The sequence below is a fragment of the Oerskovia sp. NPDC060287 genome (assembly GCF_042726775.1).
Taxonomy (GTDB): domain Bacteria; phylum Actinomycetota; class Actinomycetes; order Actinomycetales; family Cellulomonadaceae; genus Oerskovia; species Oerskovia merdavium.
Window position 1 is genome coordinate 1 of the sequence record NZ_JBHXBO010000134.1, and the last position, 11812, is coordinate 11812.

Sequence of the window (11812 nt, forward strand, 5' to 3'; positions counted from 1 at the left end):
CCCCGCGAGGAGCGCCCGGCGGACCCGTCAGGACCCCGCGCAGGTCACGCCCGTGCCCGACGGCGGTGCCTGGGGCTGCCTCGCCCCGGACGCGACGAGGCTCAGGCCACGGGCTGGAGCCTGAACAGGCGGACCACCCGGCCCGACTCGCGCTCGTAGGCGCGGTACCCCGGCCACTGCGCCTGGATGAGGTCCCACGCGGCCTCGCGCTCGTCGTCATCCTCGACGAGCGACGCCCGCACCCTCATGTCCCGGCCGCGCACCGTGATCGCGGCGTCGGGGTACGCCAGCAGGTTGTACGTCCAGGCCGGGTGCCGGTCGCGCGCGAACGACGTCCCTGCCACGATCGCCCGGCCGTGGCCGTCGGGCGTGTACATGAGGTAGGTGCTGCGCGGCTCGCCCGACCGCGCGCCCGTCGTGTGCAGGACGAGCGAGGGCACGAGGATCGCGCTGAGCTGGAGCCGCCCGCCCGACGCACGGGCGAGCACACGCTCGACCGGCGGCAGCGCGACCGGCGCGATCCTGCGGAAGACGCGCGTGCGCGTGAGCGGGGCGACGACCGACCGGACGACCTGCAGCAGGGAGGTCATGCCCCCATGATGGCCGGGACGGTCCCGCGGTGCGCGTCCGGGGGTCGGGACGGCCGGGCTCCCCTGGACCACGAGCCGTCGAAGAACGACGCGCGCGTGCTATGCGGCCGCGGTGATGGAGACGTCGCCGTTGCGGGTCGTGACGGAGATGATGTGATTGCTGGAATCAGACCGGGACACACTCACGTCGTCCTTGCCCTTCTTGGTGGTCACATCCACGCGGTATTCGGTATCGGGCAGTGCGAGCCTGACGTTGCCGTCATTGCTGCTGACCTCCACGCGACCGGGAGCATCGGAGAACGTCAGGTCGATGTCGCCATTTCTGGTGTCGGTCCTGACGGACTTCGCCGACAGCCCCGTGCCGTTGACGACCATGTCCCTACCGGTCAGGGTCAGTGTCGGGCTGCTGATCTGTGCGAGGTCGGCCTGTCCGTCGACGGCGCTGACCGTCAGGTCGGCGCCGAAGTCGCTGACGTCGATCAGGCTGTTCTTGTTCTGCGCGACCACAGCGACGCCGTCGGGCACGGAGACGGTGAACCTTCCCTTGCAGCTGATCGCGAACCCGTTGCAGTCCACCGAGAGTTTCAGCGTGTCCCCGTCAAGAGTTTCCGTCGCCTCAGGGGTCTCACCGTTCGCGGTTCCTGCGATCTGCCGATCGACCTTCACCTCATTGCTGCCACCTGAGACGAGAACGAGATCTGCGGTTCCCGCGTCGATGGTGAGCGATCGACCGCCATAGGGGAATATCTGCGACACTGTTTCAGCATCGGAGAAATCCGCGCCTCCTCCACCACCACTCGAACAACCGGTAGCGAGGAGAGCGAGGGCGAGGATGCTTCCGACGGCGAGCTTGTTGCGGATCTGGGTTTTCACGAGTTCTCCGTATCAGGGATCGGACTTGAATGTCTGGGGTCCAACGGGTCGGCTAGCTGCTGCTGAGAACTCGCGTGAGCTGTGAACGCGAGGCAGCGTACGCCTGGGCGGCGAGAGCCAGGACGGGTGTGATGAGTGTGATCAGGGCGAGTCCGCCAAGCGAGGCCCACGGGATTCCGGGAAGCAGCTCGGCGAGCCTGATATGCGCTGCCATCGAGATCGTGCTCGCGGAGATCGCGAGAACGAGGGCGCCGAAGACGACGGCCGTTCCTGCATAGATCACGCCTTCGTAGAGGGTCGAGCGGGCGATCACACCCCGCCGCGCACCTGCGACGGCGATGACAGCCGAGTCTCGGCGTCGTTCCGAGCCGACCAGGGCGATCACGGCGAAGCCCCCCACCCAGGCGACCACGAACACCCAACCCAGCACGACGAGGACATCGTCGATGCGTGCGGAGCTGCCGGGCATCACGCTTCCCATCACCATGAACAGCGCCACGACGGAGATCGAGAGCGCGAACGGCAGGATCGTGGTGACACTTCGCGCCGCACGAGCTCTGCACCCTTGCACGGCCAGGTGCCATGCAACACCGCGCGCGGGCACCAGCGCAGTCCACGCTCGCATCAGCGGCGCCAACACCCATGGCCCCATGAGCAGCAGCAAGCAGATCAGGAACAGGTTCCCAGCGAACGCGAAGGCGGTGCGCTGCGGCAGGCCACCGTACAGATCGAGGAGCAATCCCGGGATCCACATGCCGACGACACCGGCGAACAGGCAGAACGCCAACACGACGCGTCCGGCGCGCAGGCGGGCCACAGGGTTCGCGGCGTCGCGGAAAGCCTGCATCTCCGGCATCTTCGCAATGCGGGAGGTGACGCCCCAGCCTCCCAGCATGCATGGCACGGTCCCGCTCACCACGGATGCCCCGGCGTGCCATGGCTCGAACGTGGCCGCAGCTCCATGCAGGTTCAGTCCGGTCGTCGCCCACTGCGTGAGTGAGATGTTGGCAGAAAGCAGTGCGAAGGGGATCGCGATGATCCCCGCAGCGAGTCCGAGTGCGAGAAGTTCCACCCTCAGGATCGTGCGTACTCGGCGACGTGGGATGCCGAGGATCAGCCAGAGGGCATGTTCTCGCTGCTGTGCGGTGAGCGTGAGCCCAGCAATGGACGCGACGATCCCCGTTGCGGAGAGCACGGTGAAGAACACGATGTTGCCACCGAGCGCGATCGAGGCAGACACCATGGTGGAGTCCTGAGCAGCGCCGGCGGCTGACATGGCGGTGAACATGGCGATCATCGAACCTGCAGTGCAGGCTGCTCCGACTGCTGCGGCCAGCAGCCCCCACGACCACGTTCTCCCTTGCCTGCGGATATCGGCCAGAACGAGGCGCATCATGACGCCAGCACGGACTCTTCGTCCGCCGACTGCGCAGCGAGCACGGCTTCGCCGACCGCACGTGCGTCTCCGCCCGGAATGATCCGGTGGACCAGACCGGAGCCGATGACGATGACGGTGTCGGCGCGGGCGGCTGCGTGGGGATCGTGCGTGACCATCAGTACGGTGCTTCCTTGAGCGGGGAGCGCTTGCAACCAGTCGAGCACTACGTTCCCGGAGCGGACGTCCAGGGCTCCGGTCGGCTCGTCGGCGAAGACGATGCGGGGTTGGTGTGCGACTGTCCGGGCGATGGCGACGCGCTGACGCTCGCCCCCGGAGAGACTCGCAGGGAGTTGACGAGCATGCTTGACGAGACCCAGGCGCGTCATCGTCTCGACGACCTTCTTGCGCGGGATCCTGCGCCCAGCAAGGCGCGAAGGCAGAGCGATGTTGTCTTCGACGGTGAGTGAGCTCACGAGGTTGTACTCCTGGAAGATGAAGCCGATGTTCTCGCTGCGAAATGCTGCTCGTTGGCGCGCATTCAGCCCGAGCATGTCGGTGCCCAGGATCTCGAGCGACCCGGCGGTGGCCCGTTCCAGCCCCGCGGCACACAGCAGAATCGTTGATTTCCCCGACCCGGACGGCCCGACGATGGCAGTCAAACGCCCATCGGGAATGTCGAGAGAGATTCCGCGCAGCACCCGCACCGCCTCGCCTTTGCGACCTGGCACCGGATAATCCATGCGCACGTCACGAAGGCGGATGCACGATTCGGGCTCAAGGTCGTTTGGCATGCAACCATCTCACCAGCGTTCGTCGCGAGGCACAGTAGAGCTGAGTACCGAACTGGGCGGCAACCGGTAGAGCTGGCTCTACCTTTGGCGCCGGACGTGACGCGGTAACATGGTCCGGTGTCCAGACTCCGTGTCGGCCGTCGGGCGCTGACCGAGGTGCTCGCCGCAATCGCTTTCCCCGTCATGCTGATCGGCCTCGTCGTGGCACCTGCGTCTGCCGTAGTTGTTGCAGAGCTCGACCGGCTCAGAGCCCAGACCTGTGGCGACCAGAGCCTTCCACTGAAGCCTTCCACTGCTACGTGGCGCTCATGGGTGACGAACCGCCTGCGCACACGTGCTCTGTGGACCACCGACGTGCCGGTCTACCTTTGCGCGATCGTCCTGAGCGCCGCGTCGTTGTGGATCAGTTTTTGGGGTTTCGCAGGCGGCCTTGTGCTGATCTTCGAGCCGATCTTCTGGTCGTTCGGCATCGCAGCACAAATGGGACCGTTCATTCCGCAATCACTGACGCAAGCGATTCTCGCAGTCCCCGCAGGGTTGGTCCTCGGTGTGACGGCAGTCGCACTCCTGATGGGTATCTCACTTCTGCGCAATACCCTACGAACGGCCTTCTCCCGCGAGCAGGATCCTGACCTCATCGCCAAGGTCGACGAGCTGCGCAGCAGTCGGGCATCACTCACCCGTGCCTTCGAGCTCGAACGACAGCGTATCGAGCGAGACCTGCACGACGGCGCTCAACAAGAGCTGGTGGCCGTGATCATGCGCCTGGGAATGCTCGAGGCGGCGGCTGCGTCGAGCGGGGAGCCCGCGCTGATGAGCCAGGCGACCCAAGCGCGTGAGCACGCCGAACAGGCTCTCGCCAGGCTCCGACAGACCGTGCGCGACATCCACCCCCGGGAGCTGACCGACCTGGGTCTCACCGCAGCCGTGGGCGAGCTCGCCGCACGGTCGCCGCTGCACATCGAGCTCGACTCCTCAGGAAACGACTCCATGCTCTCCGCGCCCGCAGCGGCCGCCGCCTACTTCACGATCTCCGAAGCCCTGACAAACATCGTCAAGCACGCGGGCACGAACCAGGCCGTGATCAATCTCCGCTACGACCAGACCGGTGTTCACCTTCGCGTCGTGGATGCAGGCAAGGGTGGTGCCGAAGTCAGTGCCGGAACAGGACTTGCCGGCCTGATGGAACGCGTTCGAAGCGTGGGAGGGAGACTCGAAGTCTCCAGCCCTGCTGGCAAAGGTACGATCATCACAGCAGCTGTGCCCTCTGAACCACCTTGGTGACGCACGACGCAAAGAGAAAGGAAGGAGGCATATGAGGGTCGTTCTGGCCGATGATACGACACTCATGCGAGCAGGGATTCGCGAGATTCTCACCGCAAACGGTCACGAGGTGACACGTGAGTGCGAGGACGCCACCGAGCTTGTTGCAGTGATTGACGACCTCATGCGCTCGGACGATGCGCCCGACATCGTGATTACCGATGTGCGCATGCCACCGGGCAACACCGACGACGGGTTGCGGGCCGCGCTTGAACTGCGGTCGCGGTATCGCGACCTGCCGCTGCTGATTCTCTCGGCCTACGTCGTCGGCCCTTATGTGCGGGAACTCCTCAGCGGGCCAGGAGCAGACGGCGGGGTCGGATATCTCCTCAAGGAGAAGGTCGGGCGCATCACGGACTTCCTCCGCGCACTCGACACGGTCGCCGCCGGCGGTGTGGTCATCGACCCCGAGGTCGTTCAACATGCCACTGGAATCGGTCAGCAGAACGGTCCGTTGTCGCGTCTCACAGATCGCGAGCGTGAGGTGCTGATGCTCATGGCCGAGGGACGTTCGAACACGGAGATTGCAGGTGACCTCTATCTCTCTGGTGCCGCAGTCAGCAAGCACGTATCCAACATCTTCCTCAAGCTCGGTTTCTCACCTGACCAGGACAACCGGCGGGTGAAAGCGATCCTCGCATGGTTCGAGCATCGTTGAGCTGATCATCGTTCGCGGCGCCTCCCTGCCGGTCTGGACACCGCCCTCTTCCACGCCGGCGCCCGCTCTCCGAGGTGGTCCACCGCGACCGGTGGCGGGGCTGAACCAGACGCCCGGACGAGGACACGGGACGCACAAGTACTAGCGCGCGGCGTGCTCCGCGTCGCTCACGTGCTCGAGCCACGTCGTGGTGGCCGCGGGGTCGTCGGCGTTCTCGAGCATCGCGAGGTGCTCCATGAAGTCGTCCGCGGTCGCGCCGTGCCAGTGCTCCTCGCCCGGCGGGCAGTAGACCGTCTCGCCGGGACGCACCTCGACGACGGCCTGCCCCCGAGACTGGACCAGCGCCACGCCCGACACCACGTGCAGGGTCTGCCCCTTGGCGTGCGAGTGCCACGCGGTCCGCGCCCCCGGCGCGAAGCGCACGAGCGCGACGACCATGCGCTGCGACGGGTCCTGCGGCAGCGCGATCGGGTCGAGCCACACGTCGCCCGTGAACTGCTCGGGCAGGTTCTTGGCCGTCGCGGGCTTGGTCAGCTTCTGCATCAGAGGTCCTTCTCGGTGGGGGTGGTGGTCGGACGTCCCGTCGGCCCGGTGGTCGAGGCGGGCGCGTCGGCCCGCACCCCGTGGCCCTCGGCGGCGGTGCCGCCCGCCTCCACGGCCCGTGTCGCGGCCCACGAGGCGAGGAGCTTGAGCCCGTCGTCGGACGGCGACCCGGGGACCGCGGTGTAGACGTTGAGCTGCAGCCCTGCGTCCGCGGGCAGCTCCAGCGCCTCGTAGTCCAGCTCGAGCCGGCCCACCACGGGGTGGTGGAAGATCTTGGTCCCCGTCCGGTGGAGCCGCACGTCGTGCGACGCCCAGAGCCGACGGAAGTCCTCGCTGCGGGTCGACAGCTCCCCGACCAGCGCGGTGAGCGCCGAGTCGAACGGGTTCTTGCCGGCCTCGGCCCGCAGGATCGCGACCGCGTCGTGCGCGATCCGGTCGTACCGGTCTCCCCAGAACTCGCGGGCGGCGTCCGGGTCGAGGAACTGGAACCGGGCCGTGTTGACCGGCTTGTTCGCGATCCGCTCGGGCGAGTCGTAGATCGGTGCGTACAGGGCTCTGCCCAGGGAGTTCGTGCCCAGCACGTCGAGCCGACCGTTGCGCACGAACGCCGGCGCGCCGTCCATCGCGTCGAGGATCCGCTGGACTGCGGGCCGCAGGACCGGGGCCGGGGCGCGTCGGGCCCGCGACCTCGCGGCGCCCGACGCGTTGGCGGCTCGCGCCAGGTCGAACAGGTGGCGGTGCTCGGCCTCGTCGAGCTGGAGCGCCTGGGCCAGCGCCTCGAGCACCTCCTCGGACACCCCGCCGAGGCTCCCGCGCTCGAGCCGCGTGTAGTAGTCGACGCTCACCCCCGCGAGCATCGCGACCTCCTCGCGGCGCAGGCCAGGGACCCGACGGTTGGTGCCGTACGCGGGCAGACCGGCCCGGTCCGGGGTGATCCGGGCGCGGCGCGTCGTGAGGAAGTCGCGGGTCTCCGCCTTCAGGTCCATGCCTACGACGGTACGTCCAGGGTCGGGTCGCGGGGAGGTACTGGCGGTACCCGGGTACGGGCCCGGGACCACCGGGCCCTCGTGAGCCGGGTACCGGCAGGGCCTGCCACGTCCTGGCGACAGTCCCTAGCGTGGGAGCTCCGAGACCCCCACCGAGAGGCACGACCACTTCATGCGAGCAACGTTCATGTACGGCCCGGGCGACGTCCGCGTCGAGCAGGTTCCGGACCCGGTCCTCCAAGCTCCGACCGACGCGATCGTCCGGGTCACCCTGGCCTGCGTGTGCGGGTCCGACCTGCACCCGTACCACTCGATGCCCGCGAGCGCCGAGGGCGTCCCCATGGGGCACGAGTTCATCGGCGTCGTCGAGCAGGTCGGCGACGGCGTGACCGGTCTGACCGAGGGCGACCTGGTCATCTCCCCCTTCGCGTTCTCCGACAACACGTGCGTCTTCTGCCGCGAGGGCGTCCACACCTCGTGCGTGCACGGCGGGTTCTACGCCGCCGGAGGTGTGGGCGGGGCGCAGGCCGAGAAGGTCCGCGTGCCGCAGGCGCAGGGGACGCTCGTGAAGATCCCGTCCGACGTCGACCCGACGCTCCTGCCGTCGCTGCTGACGCTCTCGGACGTCTACCTGACGGGGTACCACGCGGCGCACCAGGGCAAGGTCGGTCCCGGCAAGACAGTGACCGTGATCGGTGACGGCGCGGTCGGGCTGTCCGCGGTGCTGGCCTCGAAGCAGCTCGGTGCGGACAGGATCGTCCTCATGGGTCGGCACACGGCCCGCACGGACCTGGGTCGGCGCTTCGGCGCGACCGACGTCGTGGCCGAGCGCGGCGCCGACGGCATCGCGAAGGTCCTCGAGCTGACGGGCGGCGAGGGCTCGCACGTGGTGCTCGAGGCCGTCGGGCACATGCCCGCGTACGAGCAGGCTTACGGCGTGGTCCGACCAGGAGGCGTCGTGTCCCGCGTCGGGGTCCCTCAGTACGAGGACGCCCCGGTCGGGTTCGGGTCGCTGTTCGGCAAGAACGCGACGCTGACCGGTGGGCCCGCCCCGGTGCGCGCCTACATCGAGGCGGCGATCCCCCAGGTCCTCGCGGGAGAGATCGACCCCGGCCAGGTGTTCGACGCCGAGGTCTCGCTCGACGACGTCGCCGAGGCCTATCGCCTCATGGACACGCGCGAGGCGCTCAAGGTGATCGTGCGTCCGTGAGCCGCGGCCCGGGCGCTGCGGGACCCTGCCCGACGGCGTCGGGTCGTTCCCGGGTCGACCCGCCCAGCGCCCGGGTCACCGCGCCACGTCGTACGTCAGGCGCAGCGCGCCCGTCTCCGTGGGCGCGGACGCGGCCAGGCGCCAGCTCGACGCGGGCACGCCGTCGTCGAACAGCCTGTCCCCGCCGCCCGAGATCTCGGGGCACAGCATGAGGCTCAGGCGGTCGAGCCGGCCCGCGGCGACGAGCTGTCGCAGGACGGACGCGCTCGACATGACCCACACGTCGCCCCCGGCCTGCTCCTGAAGGTGCGCGACGACGTCGGGCGGGCTCTGCGTGGTCACGCGCGCCCCCGACCACTCCGCCTCGGTGAGCGTGCGCGAGAAGACGATCTTCTCGACGTCGTCCAGCCAGCGCGAGAACTCCCGGCTGCGCGGGTCCGCGGACTCGTCGCCCGCGACCGCGGGCCAGTACGAACGGAACCCCTCGTAGTTCTTGCGGCCGAGCAGGACCGTTGTGCTGGTCCGCATGAGGTCCTCCAGGAGGCCGAACGCCGCGTCGCTCACGGCGTGCGGGGCCACCCATCCCATGTCGTTCTCGCCGCCCGGCCCGTTGATGCGGCCGTCGAGCGAGACGGAGATGTTGCCGACGACGGTGCGTGAGCTCGGAGCCATGGTGCGATCCTCCTGCAGTCGCGCGAGGGACGCACGACGACCGGGCTCGCTCGCAACGTCTCGACCTCCTGACCGGGCCGGCGCCTCAGAGCCCGTCGAGGAGGTCGCGCATACGGTCGATCTCGCCGGCCTGGCCCGACGCCGTCTCGGCGGCGATCTCGTTGGCGTACAGGTCCTGCCCGTCGACCAGCACGACGTCCACCATGTCGAGCGCGCCCTGGTGGTGCGCGATCATGCCTTCGAGGAACAGCCGGTCGAACTCCGCGCCGCTCGCCTCCGCGAGGGCGGCCATCTGCTCAGCCGTGAGCATCCCGACGACACCGTCTCCGTGGGCCCCGTGCCCGCCGCCCGACACCTCGGGCACGCGGGGCCCTGTCCCGCCGACCTCTTGCGCACCCTCGGGCACCGCGACGTCGCGCGCCTGCAGCCAGGACGCGAGCGCGTGCACCTCGGGACCCTGCGCAGCGGTGACGCGTTCGGCGAACGCCCGGACGGCACCAGACTCCGCGCGGTCGAGGGCGAGCGCGGCGATCTCGAGCGCCTGCAGGTGGTGCTCGATCATGCCGGCCACGAACCCGACGTCGGCCTGGTTCCAGGGGCCCTCGGGCGGGGCGCCCTCGAAGTCCTCGGGCACGACGGTCGCGTTTCCCTCCCCCGGCAGGCCGGGCTGGACGACGATGCTCGACGGCGTCGAGGTCGGCTCCGGGTCGTCCGTGCACGCCGAGACCCCGAGCACGACCCCCACAACGACGAACCCGCAGGTCAGGAAACGGGTGCCTGCACCTGTCCTTGTCATCGGCTTGACGTTTCCGCCAGGAAAACTCCGCATGCGCTCTGTTCCCTCCGTGTAAAACCCTGCCGGAACCATCCTGTTTAAGTGGTGCATATCACATTTGCCGGTCAGAATGCGCAGAACCCTATCAAGGAGGTGTTTCCCTCGTGCATCGAAGAACGCACACGCACGGAAGCCGGATCCTGCTCGCCTCGTCCGTGGTAGCCACCCTCGCTCTCTCCTCGCTCGCGGTCGCGTCGGCAGCGTATGCCGAGCCGTCCGACGGGTCCCCCGAGGCGGTGGCCGAGCTCATCGAGCGGGCCCCTTCCTCGCTCCCCGCACAGCGCCTCGCTCCCCTCGCCCAGGCCACCGACGTCCTGGCTCCCGGGGAGATCGCGGGCAGCCCCAATCTCTCCCTCGTCGCCAACATCCCGAAGAACGGGGCCTTCGCACCCGAGGGCCAGTACAACAGCGACCTCGCCTTCCAGGGCCGCTACGCGTTCGCCGGGAACTACGGCGGGTTCACGGTCTACGACGTCGCAGACCCGACGAACCCCCAGCAGGTCGCCCAGGTGGTCTGCGCCGGCTCCCAGAACGACATCTCGGTCTACGGCGACCTGCTCGTCCTGAGCACCGACTCGTCGCGCAGCAACGCGTCGTGCGACAACGTGGCCCAGAGCGCGACGATCAAGGACTCGTGGGAGGGCCTCAAGGTCTTCGACATCTCCGACCCGACGTCGCCGCAGTACGTGTCGGCCGTCGAGACCCAGTGCGGCTCCCACACGAACTCGCTCGCGCCGTCGAAGGACGGCAAGGACCTGTTCGTCTACGTCTCGTCGTACTCCCCGAACGCCTCGTTCCCCGACTGCAAGCCGCCGCACGACCTCATCAGCGTCGTGCAGATCCCGCTCGACGACCCGGCGTCGGCCGCGCTCGTCTCGACCCCCGTCCTCTTCCCCGAGGGTGGCAACCCGGGTGGCAACGGCTCGAGCACGACGTCGGGCTGCCACGACATCACGACGTACCCGTCGAAGGACATCGCGGCGGGCGCGTGCATGGGTGACGGCATCCTCATGGACATCTCCGACCGCGCGCACCCCGTGGTCACCGAGGTCGTGCGGGACACGACGAACTTCGCGTTCTGGCACTCGGCGACGTTCAACAACGCGGGCACCAAGGTCGTCTTCACGGACGAGCTCGGGGGCGGCGGCGCGCCGACCTGCAACGCCACGGTCGGGCAGGAGAAGGGCGCGGACGCCATCTACGACATCGTGGACGGCCAGCTCGTGTTCAAGAGCTACTACAAGATCCCGCGCGAGCAGGCCACGACGGAGAACTGCGTCGCGCACAACGGCTCGCTCATCCCGGTTCCCGGCCGCGACATCATGGTCCAGGCCTGGTACCAGGGCGGAATCTCCGTGTGGGACTTCACGGACTCGGCGAACCCCGTCGAGATCGCGTGGTTCGACCGGGGACCGCTCTCCGCGGAACGTCTGATCCTCGGCGGCTCGTGGTCGGCGTACTGGTACAACGGCGCGATCATCTCGAACGACATCCAGAAGGGCCTCGACGTCCTGCTGCTCGACGACCCGGTGACCAACGCCGCAAAGTCGGTCCTGACGGGCGAGCTCAACCCGCAGGCGCAGCCGACGTACGTCGAGCCGGCCGCCTGGGCCAAGGGCACCGCCTACGCCGGCGGCACGACGGTCACGTACGCGGGCGCCGTCTGGCGGGCCCAGTGGTGGACCAAGGGCCAGCTGCCCGGGGACCCGTGGGGTCCGTGGGAGGAGATCGCCGGCGTCGACTCGGAGGGCGTCGGGGCGTGGAAGCCGACCCGGGTCTACTCCTCGGGCGACTCCGTGACGCACGAGGGCACCACGTACACCGCGAAGTGGTGGACGAGGAACCAGGCGCCGGGCGACCGTTGGGGTCCGTGGACACCCCAGGGATGATCTGTCGCCCGCCCGGCTCTCTGCCCGGGTGACCACTGCCCGACGGCGTCGCTCACCTCCCAGG

At 68.7% G+C, this 11812-nt stretch carries 12 protein-coding genes; 4 read left to right on the forward strand and 8 right to left on the reverse strand.

From position 1 onward, the window contains the following. Positions 1–101: 101 nt before the first annotated feature. The 4 genes from ACFWFR_RS12605 to ACFWFR_RS12620 form a co-directional block, all read right to left on the reverse strand. Positions 102–590, reverse strand: coding sequence for a nitroreductase/quinone reductase family protein (locus ACFWFR_RS12605; protein ID WP_377623182.1), 489 nt, complete (start codon positions 588–590; stop codon positions 102–104). A gap of 99 nt (positions 591–689) precedes the next feature. Then, a complete protein-coding gene (locus ACFWFR_RS12610; protein WP_377623183.1) occupies positions 690–1463 on the reverse strand; it encodes a DUF4097 family beta strand repeat-containing protein in 774 nt (257 codons plus the stop codon). 52 nt (positions 1464–1515) lie between these two features. Then, the gene (locus tag ACFWFR_RS12615) at positions 1516–2760 is read right to left on the reverse strand and encodes an FtsX-like permease family protein (protein WP_377623184.1); all 1245 of its coding nucleotides are present in this window, start codon (positions 2758–2760) and stop codon (positions 1516–1518) included. Positions 2761–2855: 95 nt separating this feature from the next. Beyond that, positions 2856–3632 carry an ABC transporter ATP-binding protein gene (locus ACFWFR_RS12620; RefSeq protein WP_377623185.1) on the reverse strand — a complete coding sequence of 259 codons (777 nt, stop codon included), beginning with the start codon at positions 3630–3632 and terminating at the stop codon, positions 2856–2858. A gap of 117 nt (positions 3633–3749) precedes the next feature. On the opposite strand from ACFWFR_RS12620, the gene ACFWFR_RS12625 reads away from it, so the two are divergent. Then, entirely contained in the window at positions 3750–4916 is a 1167-nt protein-coding gene (locus ACFWFR_RS12625; RefSeq protein WP_377623186.1) for a sensor histidine kinase, read from the forward strand. 31 nt (positions 4917–4947) lie between these two features. Beyond that, entirely contained in the window at positions 4948–5613 is a 666-nt protein-coding gene (locus ACFWFR_RS12630; protein WP_377623187.1) for a LuxR C-terminal-related transcriptional regulator, read from the forward strand. 141 nt (positions 5614–5754) lie between these two features. On the opposite strand, the gene ACFWFR_RS12635 is transcribed toward ACFWFR_RS12630, so the two are convergent. Further along, entirely contained in the window at positions 5755–6156 is a 402-nt protein-coding gene (locus ACFWFR_RS12635; RefSeq protein ID WP_377623188.1) for a cupin domain-containing protein, read from the reverse strand. After that, on the reverse strand, positions 6156–7142 hold the full coding sequence (locus ACFWFR_RS12640) for a helix-turn-helix transcriptional regulator (RefSeq protein WP_377623189.1): 987 nt from the start codon (positions 7140–7142) through the stop codon (positions 6156–6158). Before ACFWFR_RS12640 ends, ACFWFR_RS12635 begins: the two co-directional genes overlap by 1 nt. 172 nt (positions 7143–7314) lie before the next feature. Here ACFWFR_RS12640 and ACFWFR_RS12645 point away from each other — a divergent pair, with 172 nt between their 5' ends. Then, on the forward strand, positions 7315–8352 hold the full coding sequence (locus tag ACFWFR_RS12645; protein WP_377623190.1) for an alcohol dehydrogenase catalytic domain-containing protein: 1038 nt from the start codon (positions 7315–7317) through the stop codon (positions 8350–8352). A 75-nt stretch (positions 8353–8427) separates the two neighbouring features. On the opposite strand, the gene ACFWFR_RS12650 is transcribed toward ACFWFR_RS12645, so the two are convergent. Further along, positions 8428–9024, reverse strand: a complete 597-nt coding sequence (locus ACFWFR_RS12650) for a dihydrofolate reductase family protein (protein WP_377623191.1) — start codon at positions 9022–9024, stop codon at positions 8428–8430. An 85-nt stretch (positions 9025–9109) separates the two neighbouring features. Beyond that, positions 9110–9820 (reverse strand): DUF305 domain-containing protein, encoded by a 711-nt coding sequence (locus ACFWFR_RS12655; RefSeq protein WP_377623192.1) that lies wholly within the window; start codon positions 9818–9820, stop codon positions 9110–9112. A 194-nt stretch (positions 9821–10014) separates the two neighbouring features. Here ACFWFR_RS12655 and ACFWFR_RS12660 point away from each other — a divergent pair, with 194 nt between their 5' ends. Continuing rightward, on the forward strand, positions 10015–11748 hold the full coding sequence (locus ACFWFR_RS12660; RefSeq protein WP_377623193.1) for a carbohydrate-binding protein: 1734 nt from the start codon (positions 10015–10017) through the stop codon (positions 11746–11748). The last annotated feature ends 64 nt before the right edge of the window (positions 11749–11812 follow it).